The organism is Paenibacillus polymyxa, assembly GCF_015710975.1.
Taxonomy (GTDB): domain Bacteria; phylum Bacillota; class Bacilli; order Paenibacillales; family Paenibacillaceae; genus Paenibacillus; species Paenibacillus polymyxa.
This window is the reverse complement of record NZ_CP049783.1, coordinates 1,932,651-1,951,132: the sequence shown is the minus strand read 5'-3', so window position 1 is coordinate 1,951,132 and position 18,482 is coordinate 1,932,651. Positions and strand designations below refer to the sequence as shown.

General features: G+C 43.8%; 16 protein-coding genes and 1 pseudogene. 6 read left to right on the top strand and 11 right to left on the bottom strand.

All coding sequences use genetic code 11. The features are described from left to right. Positions 1-132: 132 nt before the first annotated feature. A complete protein-coding gene (locus G7035_RS08795; RefSeq protein ID WP_228552464.1) occupies positions 133-411 on the top strand; it encodes a hypothetical protein in 279 nt (92 codons plus the stop codon). 137 nt (positions 412-548) lie between these two features. On the opposite strand, the gene G7035_RS08790 is transcribed toward G7035_RS08795, so the two are convergent. The 5 genes from G7035_RS08790 to G7035_RS08770 all read right to left on the bottom strand — a co-directional run bounded on the left by G7035_RS08790 (position 549) and on the right by G7035_RS08770 (position 6,940). Next, complete coding sequence (locus G7035_RS08790) at positions 549-2,111, bottom strand: sigma-70 family RNA polymerase sigma factor (protein WP_019689050.1); 1,563 nt, start codon at positions 2,109-2,111, stop codon at positions 549-551. A 93-nt stretch (positions 2,112-2,204) separates the two neighbouring features. Next, entirely contained in the window at positions 2,205-3,068 is an 864-nt protein-coding gene (locus tag G7035_RS08785; protein WP_019689051.1) for a P-loop NTPase family protein, read from the bottom strand. A 95-nt stretch (positions 3,069-3,163) separates the two neighbouring features. Beyond that, positions 3,164-4,588, bottom strand: coding sequence for an L-arabinose isomerase (gene araA, locus G7035_RS08780; protein ID WP_016822498.1), 1,425 nt, complete (start codon positions 4,586-4,588; stop codon positions 3,164-3,166). A 41-nt stretch (positions 4,589-4,629) separates the two neighbouring features. Then, the gene (locus G7035_RS08775; RefSeq protein ID WP_016822497.1) at positions 4,630-5,325 is read right to left on the bottom strand and encodes an L-ribulose-5-phosphate 4-epimerase; all 696 of its coding nucleotides are present in this window, start codon (positions 5,323-5,325) and stop codon (positions 4,630-4,632) included. Position 5,326: 1 nt separating this feature from the next. Then, positions 5,327-6,940, bottom strand: a complete 1,614-nt coding sequence (locus G7035_RS08770) for a xylulokinase (RefSeq protein WP_017426026.1) — start codon at positions 6,938-6,940, stop codon at positions 5,327-5,329. A 290-nt stretch (positions 6,941-7,230) separates the two neighbouring features. On the opposite strand from G7035_RS08770, the gene G7035_RS08765 reads away from it, so the two are divergent. From G7035_RS08765 to G7035_RS08750, 4 genes are all read left to right on the top strand, one after another. After that, positions 7,231-8,319 carry a GntR family transcriptional regulator gene (locus tag G7035_RS08765; RefSeq protein ID WP_016822495.1) on the top strand — a complete coding sequence of 363 codons (1,089 nt, stop codon included), beginning with the start codon at positions 7,231-7,233 and terminating at the stop codon, positions 8,317-8,319. 166 nt (positions 8,320-8,485) lie between these two features. Next, a complete protein-coding gene (locus G7035_RS08760; RefSeq protein ID WP_019689052.1) occupies positions 8,486-10,480 on the top strand; it encodes a serine hydrolase domain-containing protein in 1,995 nt (664 codons plus the stop codon). Positions 10,481-10,874: 394 nt separating this feature from the next. Continuing rightward, positions 10,875-11,114 (top strand): hypothetical protein, encoded by a 240-nt coding sequence (locus tag G7035_RS08755; protein WP_019689053.1) that lies wholly within the window; start codon positions 10,875-10,877, stop codon positions 11,112-11,114. A gap of 315 nt (positions 11,115-11,429) precedes the next feature. Further along, complete coding sequence (locus G7035_RS08750; RefSeq protein WP_019689054.1) at positions 11,430-12,851, top strand: MDR family MFS transporter; 1,422 nt, start codon at positions 11,430-11,432, stop codon at positions 12,849-12,851. A 38-nt stretch (positions 12,852-12,889) separates the two neighbouring features. Here G7035_RS08750 and G7035_RS08745 read toward each other — a convergent pair whose 3' ends face one another. The 3 genes and pseudogenes from G7035_RS08745 to G7035_RS08735 form a co-directional block, all read right to left on the bottom strand. Continuing rightward, positions 12,890-13,423, bottom strand: coding sequence for a YceI family protein (locus G7035_RS08745; RefSeq protein ID WP_019689055.1), 534 nt, complete (start codon positions 13,421-13,423; stop codon positions 12,890-12,892). 406 nt (positions 13,424-13,829) lie between these two features. Beyond that, a complete protein-coding gene (locus G7035_RS08740; protein ID WP_019689056.1) occupies positions 13,830-14,384 on the bottom strand; it encodes a GNAT family N-acetyltransferase in 555 nt (184 codons plus the stop codon). A gap of 156 nt (positions 14,385-14,540) precedes the next feature. Beyond that, a pseudogene (locus G7035_RS08735) lies at positions 14,541-15,874 on the bottom strand (SMI1/KNR4 family protein). Positions 15,875-16,148: 274 nt separating this feature from the next. Here G7035_RS08735 and G7035_RS08730 point away from each other — a divergent pair. Next, positions 16,149-16,529, top strand: a complete 381-nt coding sequence (locus G7035_RS08730; RefSeq protein ID WP_115293088.1) for a hypothetical protein — start codon at positions 16,149-16,151, stop codon at positions 16,527-16,529. A gap of 72 nt (positions 16,530-16,601) precedes the next feature. Here the strand turns inward: G7035_RS08730 and G7035_RS08725 are convergent, their stop codons facing one another. From G7035_RS08725 to G7035_RS08715, 3 genes are all read right to left on the bottom strand, one after another. Next, the gene (locus G7035_RS08725) at positions 16,602-17,129 is read right to left on the bottom strand and encodes a hypothetical protein (RefSeq protein ID WP_019689059.1); all 528 of its coding nucleotides are present in this window, start codon (positions 17,127-17,129) and stop codon (positions 16,602-16,604) included. A gap of 121 nt (positions 17,130-17,250) precedes the next feature. Continuing rightward, positions 17,251-17,892: a hypothetical protein gene (locus tag G7035_RS08720; RefSeq protein ID WP_019689060.1), complete on the bottom strand. Its 642-nt coding sequence runs from the start codon at positions 17,890-17,892 to the stop codon at positions 17,251-17,253. Positions 17,893-17,925: 33 nt separating this feature from the next. Next, complete coding sequence (locus tag G7035_RS08715) at positions 17,926-18,435, bottom strand: DUF4303 domain-containing protein (protein WP_019689061.1); 510 nt, start codon at positions 18,433-18,435, stop codon at positions 17,926-17,928. Between the last annotated feature and the right edge of the window lie 47 nt (positions 18,436-18,482).

The following is an 18,482-nucleotide window of genomic DNA, read 5'->3' as shown; positions in this document are numbered from 1 at the left end:
AAGCAGAATCTGTAATGATTCTGTAAACCTTGTAGGAATGGGGACTAGAGTGCTATGAGGAAAATAGTAGTTAGTGGGAATACGTACTTGTGGAGTTATAAAACAGTCAGAGATATTTACTGTAGATCCAAGTTGACTATTATTTCTGAAAATAAAGATATAAAATTTATAATTCAGTTTACTACTAAAGATACAATTGTCACTGGTAGCCCTTTGAATGAGGGATTACGGGTGATGAAAGAGGGTAAACAATATTCTATTAATCTGAACCAACCTAAGTATGTTGCTGAAGTGTTGCAGTATATACTTGATATGGAGTTAGATGTGACAGTGAAGAAAGTGCATGAGCTAAATGGTAATGAATTGTTGGTTAGTATGGGGTATCAGGATGTGACTGGACTTTTGATATGAACTAAGCCTGTTCCACATTCTAAATCAAGCAAAGGGCCTTCCCCGAAGGAATGGCCTATTTGTTATGGAAAGACACCTCATTTTTCATGCCTCACTCTTAGTCACTTTATAGAGAACTTGCTGTTATTTAGGATAAGTTACGTATACACCAACTGCTTTCCCTCTGAATCCCAACGCCATGCCAAATCACCTTGCAGCCATAGACCACCATAGCACTCGTCTATTCCCTTTATCTTCACCCAGTCATGTACTCCTGCCACTGTATTCCTCCCTACTTCCGATAATGCAACAACGCATTGGTCAAAGAATGGGGTTGTTTTCTTTTGATGATCAGAAAATGAGTGGCGACCTTGAATCTCCAATAGTGCATGTGGTTGCTCCGACATATTCCTCAAACGATACCAAAATTCCAAATCACCCAGGCCCAAACCACTTATTCGGTTCCCAATCTGCTTAAACAATTCTTGTGGAGTATTTACTCCTTGCTGGATGAGTTCCAAAGTTGTCTGCTCTACGATGCCCAGCCCATTGGCGGTAGAAGGTAGACGAGATAGGTGCAGTTCAAGTGCCGCATGAGCAAAAGGCAGGGCAGATGTGTCTTCGTGCAAAATATCAATATGCCGCGTTATATCCGGGGAGGTATATGCTTCCCAGATTCTTTTGCCCATCTCAAGCTCCTGCTGGCCAATCTGCTGCCACGTGCCTGACAATTTTTCTAACTGCTTCGTTGTAAGCTGTCCCAAGCCCCTAAACGGTTCAATACCTGGGTAGTTGCCGATACACAGCAAGCTCAGTTTGGTTTGGCCTAGGGTTTGCATTGAAAACCAGTACAACAAGTAACTTAGCATCAGCTGGTCGAACAAATCGTGCTCAAACCATAGCACGACTTCGTCGTACTTATGAAAGTTATGCAGAGTCTGCTCCTGAGCCTTGCAATTGGATACATAGTCTTCTGCCGGAATCCCGAGAGTTCTCTCCAAATATTCCACTCTAGCTGCTCCAGATGAGGGCTCGCCCATTTCAAGGAACACCGGACCTACCGGATACACTTCTCTCCAGACCAGGATATCTCCGCGAATGTTCCCTTTCCTCAGCTTGTCACCAACGTGGTCACCGTTGACTATATGTAGCACCGATTCTCCTCCTTCGTAAATATCGTTAAACATGGATACAAAGTCGCTGACAAGCAGTGAAGCTCTCAGCTTATTGCGGGCATCGAACAACCGTTTCTTCAACACGGATGGAGATACACATAGATAGCTTGATATTTCACCGATTGAATACCCTTGAAAATAGTACAGCTGAACTGCCAGTTTTAACTTGTCAGATAAACCCTCGACGGATTGATGAAGCTTCTGATGCCATTCCCTTCTCTCTGCGATAAGCTCCACATCATATTTCTCTACATCCATGACTATAGTTTCGTCCAACGGCATCATCGTCGGCTTCTTGCGGCGCAGAAGACGATGACATTGCCGTTCGACAATGACCTTGAACCATCCAGGGAACGCCTCTGCTTCCTGTAATTTATGGAGGTTGGCAAAAGCCTCAGCGAACGCCTCCTGAACTGTATCCTCAACCAGACCCCAATCCCCCAACCTCGTATATGCTACTGAAAAAGCCATCCCACTGAAGTGCTGTACAATTTGCTCCCATGCGATTTGATCGCCTAGCCGGGCTTCCTCAATCCAACGCTGCACCTCTTGCACCTCCTCTGTATGTAAATTCTATATATAAGTGCCGGTATAGCTGCAAATGGTTACTTTGTCTAATTAAACTATCGTTTCCCGAGATTATAAATACTTCACCATGATGTGCGAAACAGTCCGCTGTTGATTCTCCCAATCATAATCGGAGTTATCCATTATAAAAGTTTGAAAAGGAAGCTGCTCAATAATGTGCAATTCTAGCTCTCGTCGATGTTCAAGGAACTGTATATATCCATCGTACCCGTGCAACCCCTTATTCTTTCCATAATCCTGCTCCGTATGGTACCAAATCACAAAATCTAGCCACTCTTGAGGCCTCATCGTTTTCACTCGCTCAATCGTCTCACGGACACTAGGTTGCTTCAGATAAAACAAAATTGGATTAAGGTCCTGAATTTGCTCCGCAATCTGTAATACGTGCTGAACAAATCGATCATTTCCAGCATCATGTCGAGCGAGTAATGCACACCCTGGATTCTGTAAAAAACAGCATTCGAGTATGACCAGCTTATCCTTTTCTCGCTGATTCTTAGCAAAAGAACTCCAACGTTGAACCATCAACTTGCAATATTTTTCTACAGGTATTCCATCGTAGATTTCATAGCGCCGGATTTCCTCATACAAACTAGAAGGAATTTCATTTTGAGCTGATTGCTGCGCAAGCGCGTATGCGATTAATGAGTCGTTACCGCTTAGCGATACAAATGGATCAATATCATGAAATACATCGGCATAGCTAGACCGGAGCCTATCAAGTTCCTCATTCGGCACACATGCAACCGATTCATAATCAGCGGGATGTCGTAAGTTCCCTTCTAAAAATAGCTCCGATTCTATTCGATGCGTGTTTAAGGTGTCCTGTATATATTGGGATAATGTAGATTTTCCAGAGCCAGGTATCCCTTCAACCATAACCAATTTTGTTGCCGCAGATGGTAAATTCGCCATAGTATCACATCCTCATGAATTAAAAATCCTCTGAGAAACGATAAAAAGCATTGGGTCTTGAGGACTGACCCAATGCTTTTATAGATGATCTATAATTATTTAATAATTACGTATTCCAGGTTAACCAGTTTTGCATAAGCAACAATTTGGTCTGTAGTTAGATTCAAGGAAACTACAGTATGGTGACCGCCGCCGTTCTCAATCCATGCTTTAACTCCATCTTGGAAGTTTGGCTTCACGTTCCACAGTACACGGGCCACTGGAAGTTTGGGAGCAGGAACTGTTGGTTCAAATGCAGTAACCTCATTGATCAGCAGTTTATAATGTGTGCCAAAGTCAGCCATGGAAACAACCACACCGTCTCCTGCCTTACCGTCAAATACCAGACGGGCTGGATCTTCACGATCGCCGATACCTAACGGAGAAACGATAATTTTAGGCTTGTTGCTTGCCAACGTTGGGTCAACTTCAAGCATATGAGATTGAAGGATCGATTCCTGACCAGCCGCTAATTCATAGGTGTAGTCTTCCATAAAGCCAGTGGATTGGTTATGGCTCATGACTTTAAGCAGACGATCCAGCGCTGCAGTCTTCCAGTCTCCTTCACCAGCGAAGCCATATCCTTGTGCCATCAAACGTTGAACGGCAAGACCAGGAAGCTGTTTCATACCGTAGAGATCTTCAAAGTTTGTAGTAAAGGCAGTATAACCGCCATCATCCAGGAATCGTTTAATAGCAATTTCATAGCTTGCTTGCACTCTTACGCTGGATTCCCAAGCTTCCTTGCTGTAAGTACCATAATCAAATTCATACAGTTCGGAATATTCCGCGAACAAAGCATCAATTTCTTCTTCCTTCACAGCATTGACGTACTGAACAAGGTCGCCAATTCCGAAGTAGTCAACGGTCCATCCAAATTGGATTTGGGCTTCGACTTTATCCCCTTCCGTAACACCAACGTTACGCATGTTGTCGCCAAAACGGGCAACTTTGATATTGAAGCTTTCGTTATAAGCAACCGCTACATCCATCCACTCTGCGATTTGCTTTTGCACTTCCGCGCGTTCCCAATACCCTACGACCACTTTATTCTGTTTTTTCAGACGGGCATTGATAAATCCATATTCACGGTCACCATGAGCTGCCTGGTTGAGGTTCATGAAGTCCATGTCAATTGTAGCCCAAGGAATGCTTTCATTATACTGAGTAGCCAAATGAAGCAGCGGTTTTTGCAACAATTTAGTACCGCGAATCCACATTTTTGCAGGTGAGAAAGTATGCATCCAAGTGATGACACCAGCAACCTCATCACGATAGTTGACTTCTTTCATGAGGCTGGTGATTTTGTCTGCACTAACTGCCAGATCCTGCAATACGAGCGGATAAGGCAACACACCGCTTTTATTTAAGGCATCGGTCATTTCTTGTGCGTGTGCTTTCACTTCTGCTAATGCTTCTTCCCCATACAGATGTTGTGAACCTACGACAAACCAGAACTGTTTTGTACCTACTGTTGACATAACATTCATCCTCTTTTCTTCGTTTGTTAGTATAGTTGGTCTTATTTTTGCCCGTAGTAAGCGTCTTTCCCATGTTTGCGCAAATAGTGTTTATCTAGAATACGCTGCGGCAATTCTTCAGCAAAATGATTCAATTCCCGTGCGAATAGGTTCATTTTCGAAACTTCTTCCAACACGACGCTATTCATAACTGCGGATTTCGCATCTTTTCCCCAAGTGAAGGGAGCATGACCTTTAAGTAGGACACCTGGCACTGCTAAAATATCCAGCCCACGCTGCTCAAAAGTTTCGATGATGACACGGCCTGTTTCGGCTTCGTAACCACGATCAATCTCCTCTTGTGTCAAGAAACGAGCACAAGGAACAGAACCATAGAAGGTGTCTGCATGAGTAGTCCCCATTACAGGTACGTCCAGGCCGGCTTGAGCCCAAACGGTCGCCCAGGTCGAATGCGTGTGCACAATACCGCCGATTTCTGCGTAGTGCTTGTAAAGTACGGCATGAGTCGGTGTATCCGATGAAGGTCTCATCTCTCCTTCAACCACATTGCCGTCAAAATCAACAACTACCATATCGCTAGGTTTCATCGTGTCATAGCTAACACCACTCGGTTTGATAACGAATAAGCTGCGCTCACGATCAACAGCACTTACGTTACCCCAGGTGTATTTCACGAGTCCATGTTTAGGCAAATCCAGATTGGCTTGAAATACTTCTTCTTTCAGCTGCTCTAACACGTCAATTCCTCCAGTTTTCCACTAGATTATCTACAGCAGCCTGCTCAATCGCCAGGCCTTGTGTGTAGCGTTCCAAGAATGTTTCGAATCCCTTAACATCGGAACCGTCGGGATGAATTTCTTGTCCCTCAACATCTCTGAATACTTTTTGGTCGAGGAAGTCTTCCAGACTTTCTTGCTGATCCTTGTTCATCATGTAAGAAGCCAGAATAGCCATACCCCACGCTCCGCCTTCTCCAGCTGTTGCCATCACGGACACCGGAACATCCATAGCTGCCGCGACAATTTTTTGTCCAACGATAGGGGTTTTGAATAAACCACCGTGAGCCAGAATGCTGTCAATTGCGACATTTTCTCTCTTCGTCAAAATATCCATCCCGATTTTCAAAGCAGCAAATGCAGTGAACAGATGAGTGCGCATGAAATTGGCCAAATTGAAACGGCTCTCAGGGGAGCGGACAAACAATGGCCGACCTTTCTCTATTCCGGTGATATTCTCTCCTGACAAATAGCCGTAGCTAAGTAAGCCGCCGCCATCTGGATCTGCTTCCAGGGCCTTATTCAGCAACACGCTGAATAATTGATTCGGGTCCGCCTTTTGCCCCATGGCCTCATAGAATTCACGGAACAAGCCCAGCCAAGCATTGAGATCACTTGAGCAGTTGTTGGCATGAACCATTCCGACCGGATTACCATTCGGTGTGGTCACCAGATCAATTTCCGGATATACCGCCGAAAGATCCTTCTCTAATACGATCATGGCAAAAACTGAGGTTCCCACAGACACGTTGCCAGTACGTTTTCTCACACTATTCGTAGCGACCATTCCTGTTCCCGCATCACCTTCTGGAGGACAAAGCGGAATACCTGATTGCAAATCTCCGGATTTATCTAAGATTTTGGCTCCCGCTGCGGTTAGTACACCTGCCTGCTCGCCTGAGATATGAACTTTAGGAATAATGTCTTGTAATTTCCAATCGTAGCCTTTGGCTGCAATGAGTTCATCAAATTGCTTAACCATCGACTCGTTATAATCATGTGTAGTCTCATCAATTGGGAAGATCCCCGAAGCGTCTCCGATGCCAATGGCTTTGTTGCCAGTCAGCAGCCAGTGAATATATCCAGCCAACGTCGTAATAAAATCAATATGAGGAACATGTTGTTCTTCGTTCAATATCGCTTGATACAAGTGAGCAATACTCCATCGCTCAGGAATGTTGAATTGGAATTTATCAGTTAAAGCTTTTGCTGCAGCACCGGTCGTCGCATTCCGCCAAGTCCGGAACGGAACAAGTAATTCACCTTTGCTGTCAAAAGCCATATAGCCGTGCATCATTGCAGAGAATCCTATAGAACCAACCGTATGAAGGGTGATTCCGTATTTTTGTTCAACCTCTTGTTTCATTTCACGATAAGCCTCTTGTAGACCTGTAATAATGCTCTCTAAGTTGTACGTCCAATATCCATCTACCAAGAGGTTTTCCCACTCATAGCTTCCAGATGCGATTGTTTCAAAACGATGATCAATCAGCACTGCCTTGATACGTGTGGATCCAAATTCGATACCAAGTGAGGTTTCTCCCTTAGTAATCGCTTGTTTAATGTCTTGATCCATGCTCACGTTACTCCTCTCTCTGAACAACTGTTATAATCGCAATAATTGAAAGAAGGCGCTTTCTTTTGTTTACAGCCTTAGTATATTTTTTGTGCGTACATTTGTCAACACAAAACCATAGTTATACTTACAAATACTTTGACGAATCGAGTGTTTTTCTATTTTAACTTTAGTATTTATACAGATAGGACAATAGATTATAATAAACTCATAATTATGCTAAAATATGTACATACAAATATTATAGATACATTAATTAGTATTAGAACAACTTGGAAAGAAGGAATAAAGTGAAACCAAAGTATCAGGTCATCCTTGAGGATATAAAAAGCAACATTCTTTCAGGGGCATACAGCGTAGGAGAACAAATTCCAACGGAATTCGCTTTGCAGGATAAGTATAAAGTTAGTCGCCAGACGGTTCGAAAGGCTATTTTGGAACTATCTAACGAAGGTTTTTTAAGAAGTGAAAAAGGATCTGGCACCTATGTCAGCAACCAATTTCGGTCAAAAACCGGTGGCAATTCCAGCAATAAAACCATCGGAGTCATCACAACCTACATCTCTGATTACATCTTTCCCTCTATTATTCGCGGGATTGAAGCCAGATTGAACGAGGATAATTATTCATTACTATTAGCCAGTACCAATAATGATGTCGCACAGGAAAAGAAAGCTTTGGAGATGATGCTGTCCTTTGGTGTCGATGGTTTGATCATTGAGCCTACGAAGAGCAATCTATATAATCCCAATATCGCTTACTATCTGACGTTCAAGGAACAGGATGTTCCATTCATCATGATTAATGCCTATTATGAAGAGTTGGAGGTTCCTTACTTCTGTCTCGATGACGTACAATCCAGCTATCTGGCAACCAAAGAATTGATCGCTAACGGACACACACAGATTGGCATCATTGCCAAAATGGACGATTTACAAGGGAAGTATCGAATGAAGGGTTATATCAAAGCGCTTGGAGAAGCCAAATTACGCTTTCACCCCGAGCAAGTGCTCTCATTCTATACAGAAACGAAGCAGGATCTGTCCACCAATTTGAAGAAATTCTTGACCGAACAAAGAGACGATTTAACCGCAATTGTCTGCTATAACGACGAGGTCGGACTAGAAGTTGTACATGTATGCAGACAACTTGGTATATCCGTTCCCGAAGATTTGTCCATTATTGGCCAAGACAATTCCTATATTTCCAAAAATGCAAACATCAAACTAACAACATTGACACACCCACAGGAACAAATGGGCCGTGATGCCGCCGACTGGGTTATTAAGAAACTACAAGGGAAGAAGGATCTAAGCAACCAAACCTATTATCAGCCCGTGTTAATTGAAGGAGAGACGGTAAAGAAGAAATTGAAGTGAAGGGGTTCATAGCCCCTTTAAACCTAGTGCCTAATTGTCATATGACACTTTGGAGTGATTTGGTATGGTGGGTGACGAAATGTAACTTGTTAGTATGACAAATCCTTTGCCATACTTGGTTTTGCCGGACGATAAGGTAAAAATACATTTCAAGGAGAAACCATTCATGGAAAAAATGATTTACACCATTCTCGCGGTTCTACTATTATCTACTACGATAACTACCGCATGTATGGCACCCAACGGCGCGTCAGTTGCCGCACCCGTTAACATACCAGTTGCATCTGAAAAGGCTAGCTTGGAGGGGCCGCGAGATGCCAAGGAACTAGAGGCTTTTGCAGATGGTGTCTTTGCGGACAAAATGAAAAAGTTTAATACCGTTGGTTCTAATTTTGTGGTCGTCGCAGGTGGGAAAGTGATACTAAGCAAAGGCTACGGGTATGCCGACAAGGGCAAAAAAATCCCTGTTGATAAAAATACCGTTTTTCAAATCGGCTCTGTTACAAAGTCATTCACTGCATTGGCAGCTATGCAGTTGGTTGATAAAGGGAAAATGGATTTAAAACACGATATCCAAGAGTATTTAGGAGGAATAAAGGTTCCGAATAAAACAGGAAAAAAACTGACGATGTTTGATCTACTTACATATTCAAGTGGATTTGATGAACCAGATATTCTCATGGAAATGCATCCAGAATACGCGGACAAATATTTTCCAATGAAGAAATACATTGCATCAAATATGCCAACTGTGGTCAGGTCTCCAGGAGAAGCGTACACTTATGACAATTTTGGTTTCATGCTAGCGGGATATGCAGTAGCAAACGTAACCGGTATGTCATATTCCAAATATATGGAAAAGAATATTTTCAAACCGTTAGGCATGAATTCGACGAGTGTGCGGTTTACCCCCCAATTGTTAAGCAGAATGGCTGCTCACTATGGACCAACAGGTGAACTGATTCCCTTGGACGGGTTTAAACCAACGGAAAAACCTGAAGGCGGTATCGTTTCAACAGCAGATGACATGGCAAAGTACCTCATTATGCACCTGAATAAGGGCAAGTACAAAGGTAAAGAAGTGGTGAGTCCAAAGAGCATAGAGCAAATGCACACATACCAATTATTCCCTGACAAGGAGTTCCCGGTTACAACAATCGGATTTGAAGGCTACTTCAAAGAGAAGATGAATAATCAGCATGTGATTCTAAAAGGAGGGAATGTTACAGGGCATTCTTCCTTGATTGTTATTCTGCCTGAGAAGAATACAGCGATGTACATGTCCTACAATAACGACTCCATGATGAGTCTTGACGTGTATGAAGAATTTATGAATCATTATTATCCGAGAAAATCAGAGGTTCCAAAGTCAACCTACGCAACATTAAGTGAGCAGCAGGCCCAAGACTACGTGGGATTATACCAAAACACGCGTATCGCTGCCTTAAGAACGAAGGTTTCGTATTCGGACGGGAAATTAATAATGGAGACAGGAACATCAGGCAAACATACACTAAAAATGATCCACCCTTTATTATTTGAAGATGAATCAGGTAATAAATTGACGTTTAATAAAAATGAAGCAGGCCATATTGCATATTTGTATTACATGCAGCTCCCAGATCTCGTTGCTTATGCGCAAAAAACAAACATTGATTCATCATTTTCTGATGTACCTGCGGATAGTAAATATATTTCATATATAAACAACCTTAATGCTTTGGAAGTCATGAGCGGAAAGTCAGCCAACCTCTTCGATCCGAAAGGAACGATGACTCAGGGAGAATTCTCAGAAGTGCTGCTGCGCGCCCACGGGTGGTATAAACAACCTTTCATGATTGAACCGAATAAGAAGCAGATGATGACCGGACTACGTAATTATCAGCCTAATTCTCCTATCACTAGACAAATGGCGGCGGTAATGATCCAGAATCTGAAACAGGTTGAGCCTGGAATTAAGGTTAAATTAAGTGGCGAAACGGATGCTTGGGCAGTTAAAGCAGTCACAGCTTTGGTTTCCCAAGGTATCATGGACCCGAATACCAAGATCAATGTAGACGGCTCCATAGACTTCCGCTCCAAACAGCTTTTGAAGCGTCAAGAAGCCAGTGCCTTGTTGGATCAAGCATTTAATTACTATACGTTGCCAATCAGTCACTAATTCAAAAGGATTAAGTAGATTTTCTACCGTAAGGGACAGTGCTTACTTCAGGATTAACGAAAAAAAGCGCGAGTGCAGGGGGGATTTCCCCATGACTCGCGCTTTTTGGTTCATCTCGCCCATTTGAGGACGTTATGGGCAAGCAAAAGCCAACCGATAAGGGCACGGTACTAGCAGGCACCTAAGGAGGCGTACCGAAAGTCTGCCAACCGCGATTGGTCTCAGGCTTCCCCCGCAAAGGGGATTTTATATGCCCTTTTGTTACGGTTCTACGTCCACAACTTGCTGGTGCACTCCTCCGCCGTTGTCACGTAGAAGCCTTATCTGTTGACATTTTGTGGGGAATACTGTATATATTCAAAGCCAATACGAAAGGCAGAAGAGGAGGATCTGCATGCACAGAGTGATCAAGATCAGATTTACGCTTTTTTACGGTGAAGTGCCTGAAGCAAAATATTACGGGTACTTGGAGTTGAATCAGGATGGCAATATAATCGCGCTCTACAATAGGTACGGTGAGGAAATAGACATGTATGGCGGACATGAATTTGTTAGGGTAAGGACACTTGGCAAATTTGATGACCAAGACCGTGATAATTTTTATTCTTTGTTAGAAAGTGATGGTGTAGGATAATCTGCACGATAGGCTGACGATTCCGGTGCCAAGGCACTACGAAAAATCAGCCTTTTTGATTTTATTTGCCTTATAGAGTTGACCGGCACGTTATCATAATCCCCTAACCTCATCTTGTCAAGAAATAATGCGCGAATGAGCGACACCGTGGCGGACCCCCCTTTTGCTTTCGAAATATGAATGAATTTCCGAGTATGATGAGTAATTTCGCTTTTTCCAATTCATCCCACTCCACGTAAAATGATCTTCAGGCGTTGCGGGATAAGCGATATACAAACAATAGACGGAACGTCATGAACAATCGGGAGGTAGAAGATGGACAATCAGGCTCAAGATGCAAGAGAAATGAAGAGAGGGGCAATATTAACCGCTCTACTCATCGGTACATTTGTCGCATTTCTTAACGAAAATTTACTTACCAATGCGTTTCCTGCATTGATGAGAGAATTTAACGTTGCTGCTTCGACCATACAATGGTTATCGACCGGTTATATGCTCGTGATCGGCGTACTGGTGCCGGTGACCGCATTACTACAGCAATGGTTCACGACTCGCCAGATGTTTATGTCTGCGATGGCGTTATTTTTGGCCGGTACCTACTTGTGTGCAGTATCCCCGGGATTCGGAATCTTGCTGATGGGCAGGGTTGTTCAGGCTTGCGGAACAGGATTATTGATTCCGTTGATGATGAATACGATTCTCGCCCTCTATCCTCCAGAACGCCGGGGTGCCGCCATGGGTCTCATGGGGCTGGTCATCATGGTCGCCCCTGTCATCGGGCCAGCTTTGTCTGGCTTGATTATCGATACCTTTCAATGGCGATGGCTGTTCTACATGGTGATTCCTATCGCACTGTTTTCGATGATTTATGCATTCGTGTACTTAAAGAATGTGACAGAACTGACCAAGCCAAGGGTCGATCTTGTATCCATTGTGATGTCAACCGTCGGTTTCGGCTGCGTCACCTATGGCTTCAGCCAAACAAGTGTCTCACTTGAGCCTGAAGGTTACGGATCGATTGCAATAGGCAGCCTTTTCTTGCTCTTGCTTGTATGGCGCCAGCTTAAGATCAAAGAGCCGTTGATCGATCTTTCCGTAATCCGGCATTACACTTTTTCTCTGGTTGCGGTATTGATTGTAATTCTGATGATGGTTCTATTCGCCACAACAACATTGCTGCCGTTCTATATGCAGGATGTGATGAAGTTGACAGCATTTGCGACAGGCTTACTTCTAATGCCAGGTAGCATTTTGAACGGGATGCTGATGCCGGTATCGGGTAAGTTACTCGATAAATTTGGGCCGAGACCCGTCATTGTGCCCGGACTATTCCTGATCGCCATATCGTTGTGGCTGTTTACCGGCATCGACAGTGATACAACACAAGGTTCCGTTCTGTTCAATCATATCCTCTTATTCTTAGGCATGTCATTCGTCGTCATGCCGGCTCAGACAACAGGATTGAACCAACTTCCACGTCACCTGGTTCCTCATGGCACAGCCATATACAATACGCTCCAACAGATTACAGGTGGAATTGGCATCGCATTGTTCGTCGGCATCATGTCGTCTGGAGCCAATCGTTATCTTCATCATTCGCTCAATCCCACTGCAATGCATGAGAAGACACAAAGCATGGTTTCCGGTCTACAAACAGTTTTTTGGATTGAATTTATTCTTGCAATACTTATTATAGTGCTGGGTTGGTTTATAAAAAAGCTACCTGAACATAATTAATTCATTACTAGGCACAGATTAAATCATGTATAGGATCGCTACTCTATTTTAATTGCCTCGATATAAAGTTCAATTCTCACTTCATTCGCGACAACAATCCCGCCTTTTTCAAGATACGAGTTAAATATCAAGCCAAATTCATTGCGTTCAATACTGGCTGTAGAATGAAATCCTACACGTTCCCGGCCGCGAGGGTCTTTGTTAAGTCCTTCAAAAACGGTATGAAAAGTGATGGGTTTTGTTACTCCATGCAGAGTTAGATTGCCCGTAAGTTCATATTGCCTTTCGCCAGCAAGGACGCAGCTGGTGCTTTCAAACGTAATGGTTGGATACTTGTCTGCATGAAGGAAGTCGTCGCTCTTCAGGTGCTCATCTCGTTGCGATTGGCGAGTTGTGATACTATTTGCATCTATGGAAGCCTGAATACCCATGGTTATTAGGTTGTTGGGGTCAAAACTCAAGATCGCTTGGAAATGCTCGAATACTCCTTTGATTCTATTAATCATTAAATGCGTTACTGAAAACTCAACGGAGCTGTGGTCCGGATCAACTTCCCACTTGATATTTTCCATGAATAAGTTCCACCTCTATAATAAGATTTTGAGAAGGGTCGCTCCCTCTCAAGGCACTGCGATATTCGCATACTCCTAATATACAAAAACGCTACTGACAACGGGATGTCAGTAGCGTTTTAGCATTTTTTTGGCTTCCTCGTTGTCTACAGACAATAAAGTTGTGTTCTAACTTTATAGTAACTTGTGAGTGACTGGAAGCTTGTGGAAACAACCTGTGAAGCTGAATAAGGACGAAGATCGATCAAGGTCAGCAGACTGCAAAGCCGTTTTGGGGTAGCTAAACCAGACCCTATATCAAAACTTAAAAGCAAACGGACTTTTCTCTGGAATCCACTAAAGAGAAATCACCGTATTTGTTATGTAACGTTTCTTAGTTTTAAAAATGAGTTTAATCTCTTGTTCTTTATTTCTGATTAGCACGTTGAGAGAGCCATTCTTTTTTCAGTAATGCATATTGATACGTATTCTCGTATTTCGGCGTGCCGTCTTCGTATTTAACAAATGAAACGAATTCCATGAAGCAGCCTTCCTGGCGAAAGCCCAGTTTATCACACAGCTTCTGGGAACGGAAGTTATCGTCCTCGACATAGGCGTACAGTCTCCTTACTTCCTGTTGCGTAAAGAGATATTCTATGAAGGCGTTGGCGCTCTCACTTGCGTACCCTTTCCCTTCAAATCTGGCATTAAAATTCCATCCAATACCATACGTATCCGAATCTCGTTCTTCCTTCATACCAAATAGTTCCCCGATCAGTTCGTTGCTGTCTTTCAGGCATACCGCGATATGGGAGTCGTCACTGCTTCTTTTTTCGACCTCCTCTGTAGCTTCCTCCAACGTCGAAATCTGGTGATCCATAAAGCAGTTAACTCTTGGATTAGCTGTATACTCCAACAATCCGGCAGCGTCGGTTGCGGCAAAATTCCGCAGGATCAATCGGTTGGTTTCAAGTATTTGCATGGATATACCTCCAGTTGTTATTTAAACGGCCAATAAAGTTGTGTACGAGATATTAATGAAACATCACGAAGGTGAGCTTGCAGGTGCCAATCAATTGAAGGCTGATACTCTAAACTTATCCGTCAACATTTTATGGATAATTTATACACGCCTTCCTCACGATTCGTCTTTGTCGAAATAATCATTTGGCAAATGCAGTTCTCGCAAACAGCTGATAAATTTTCCTTTGAAATTCGGATTGCTTTTATATTCCGGCCATACCGCCTTATAGTAAGGTAGCAACTTCTCATGTGGGATAATGCCCCAGTATAAAATCAAGTTATTCAGAACCTGCGGGCCGCCCCCATCAACATCTGCTCAATGATCTGCCAGCTTTCCAGCTTGTTTTCGCAACTGCGTGCGGCATAGATGGCAGTGGTTTGCATTTTCAGGTCGGCATGACACAAGAAAGGCGCAAAGTTCTGAAGCGTAATCGCACCGTAATTCTCCAAAATATACCCTGCATAACGCAACGCTTCTGGGTCGTCAATCATGTCAAGCCTTTGCAAGATCACTGAAATAAACTTCGTTAAATCCTCAGTTTTACTGGAAGCGTGCAGAATCTGTAAAGCTTGAAGAAAATCCTCATGTTCATCCGATTGCAACAGCTCCAGAAGATATTTTCTACCCGTGTCAAAGGAAGTTTTGCAGATGAGCCTAATGGCTGTGGTCCGATTTTTGGGGCTTTGTTCCGCAATATTTTTCAAAAAAGCAAGGGTTAGCTGAGAGACCTTCTTAAACTTGAACAATCCATCAAGCGCTTTGGCTTGGATTTCTTCGTTTGGAGCGCTCTGATAAATCTGGATCAGTGCATTCTCATCACCCGGCATTCGACTGCCAAACCACCCGATATCATAATCCAGAATAATTTCATCCAGCCAGCGCTCATACCAATCCAGAAAGCTGCCTTCATAGACAAAGAAAAAAGGACGATCGGGATGAAAATCGGAGGTGTACACAATTCTCCCCCTATATTTCCCTTCAAGTACGAGATACATGTCGTATTCGCAGCCTTGGGTACCTATGCACAACATGCCGCCCAACACCTTATTACAGGTGTCGTCATATTCCTCATCGGGAATGTCCTCGTCCCTGGTCAGGGGCTCAATCAGATGGTTCCATTCCTCTTTGGTCATCCCGGGATGCAGAACGGATTTTGCAAGGAGCACCTGGCGCTCGGTGTAGGAAGTTGCCTTTCCAAGTGAATAAATTCCATAGTAGGGTCCGGCGCCTCCGTTGCCGATTTTCATTAAAAACAGCGCGTAAGGCTCAGGAAGTGTGACCTGATTGAGGGTTTGCCAGTCCTCTAGCTCTTTTGCTGTAAGCTTCTCTTTAACCCTATATTGATGTGAGGATGCTCCAAACACCGAGAAGTCCGCGTCTTTGCGCATGGCTTGACTCAGTTTGTTTTTTATTCGATCCAATTGCGTTCCTTTCTTCCTAAACCACATATTTGAACCCTCCTGTTGACCATAGCCAGGTTTCCTTGTTTGCTTATCCAGCAATTTTATTGTTTTTTCTATGGGTCGTACCTCTTTAAAATGATATGTATCTAGAGTACCACAGGAAAAATCCATATGAATGGAATCTATATGTGGATTAAACTATAATCACCTTGTTATTCATGTAAGCCACTCCACATTTCTCGGAAATTAACGCATAATTATTTAATTAAACTCATTAAACGCAGTTCATTTTAAACAACATAGAGTGAGGGAGAAAATAATGAAAAGCCAATTAAGAAATATTACGGTCGACGGTTATGCCTTCGTTTATTGGTATTCAGGCGGGTCCCGCTTCGTCTTAAACCTATCTCCCAAAGAGAATAAAAACATCAAAGTCACGCTCATCTTCCAGGCAGATCCTCCCGATGAAGAGCCTCGTACTTATTGGGCCTTTTATGATATTTCAGCACAAAATAATAACATGGAAACTGTCCTCCATCTGGGTAAACCCAAGCATATCGCTGAAATTATCTCTTACTTGATGGCAAAACGACAAGAGCTTTGGACCCAGGGGAAACCTCAGGTTCTGGATAATGCCTGGGATTTATTAAAGGAGATGGGCTATTCCGAGCTAAATCCAATTTGGATTAGACAGTGGTAGTCCTAATGGCTTGTGGTCTAGCCCCCTTTGACCTGACCACTCAAAGGGGGCTTAAAGTCCACAGGGGTACGATTATTCGTTATTCGGCGTAGTCGAATTAGCCGAGGGCATCAAGCCTTTAACAGCGCCGAGAAACGGGCGAATAGACTTGATCATGCCGTAGCCCATCTTCACAACCGGGACAAATTTCTGGATCATGCCGAACAGTCGCAAGCCGCCGCCGAGCATACCGCCAAGCCCTCCTGCGCCTGCAGTGGAGCCGCCAAGGCCGCCTAACAGCGAGCCCATCATCGGCAGGAATGCCGACACCTTGGCGTCCGGCTTGCGAGAGCGCGAACGGCTAGACGGTTTACGTGCACCGCTTTTCCGGTTGCCGAGACGGACGCCCGGGGCATGCGAACTGGCTCTGCGTTTGAGAGGTCGGGAGTCTTGTTTCCTGGAAGGAGCACGCGGGGGAGCCCCAGCACTGGAAAGTACCAACCCGCCGCGATTAACGTCGGTGATGTAGCCGACATAAGTCTCTCCGCTGTGCAGGGTGACACAGACCGGACGGCCTTGAAACTTCTTAGCCCGTGCACGCATCTCTTTCGATTGTGCCATGGAAGTTCACCTCGCTCACTGATTATAATTCAGTTTACGCCAGGGGCGGGCTTCCTGCTTGTGCGAATGGGGCATACGCACGCCAAAAATCGCCTAACGTGCTCGTTAGCCCCACGCTAAATCAAGAGAATTGCCAAAATCCTGCTACTGGATGGTGTATCTCAGTCGCCCCCATTTTGGCAAAAATATATAGTGATCCAAAACCAAAAGGATAATTGTAATCCTTTTGAAGTAACGTTTCGGGGTAACCATCTTCATCTACCTGCAATAAAAAGGAAAAGGACTCCTCTTTCAGCTTCGTAAAATAATAGTCTTCATTTTGAATAAGTCTCGGGTTTCCGCCCAGTTTGATCAAAAAAGGCTGATCCATCGATTTTTTGTCATGGCTTAATTCCCCATCTGAAATTGCATGCTTTACAAGCCCTGGGTTAGTAAACATATCTTTGACACTTTCAGTTGAAGTGGGATGCTCAATCACCTTGACCGAGCAATTAGGATAAATGTTGTTTTCTAAATACTCCTCATAGTCTTCAGGGACGAAGATCGAAATCATGCTCTCCGGTTTAAAGGGATGGACGAGGCTCAAGTAAAAAACATATTTTTGGTTATCTTCGTGGATGAGGTCCGATTGATTATCAAAAAATTCGGGCGCATTCCCGCCGATCCAGCCCGCACTATGCTTGTTCGATAGGATCGACCCCGCATAATAAAGAATACATTCCGTTCTCTCAGCTAAAATATTCATTTGATATTCATTAGGCATTTTACAACTCTCCCTCAAGAAATGCGAAACCCCTTACTCCGCTGCTTCCACCAGCCATGCTTGCATAGCTGGCGGCATGATCTCGACAAGGACACATACAGACTCTCGCGGTTGATTCAAGGCAAACACGCCTTCATCATCGAGCATTTTCATCGCCGGCTCCATGGCCTTCAGCCTCGAATCAAATTCACGATTCCATTCATCAGCTTCAAGCTCCGCAATGGAAGGACGCTCCATAAATAATTGTTTAACATCATCGAAGTCCTCATCCTCGTAACAACAATAGGGTGAATCGGCATAAGACCATTTGATGAGTTCCGCAATCGTTGACCCCGGCGTGTCACTTTCTTCTCCTTGCCTGGTCGCTTCCCTCTCCAAGGCCTCCCATGACCAGGCGGAGCTGCTTGGCGCATGTCCCTCTCCAGTAGTAAATAGCGTGCAGTAATAGTAACGTTCACCATTTTCAAAAAGAGTGCGAAAGGACGTCCTAGCCACATCAGCAATTTCTGCCGCCAGCGCCTGTATTTCATGCGTCGGTTCCATGACAATCGCCCCTTAGCCCTATAAAATATATATCTTATTTCCATTAT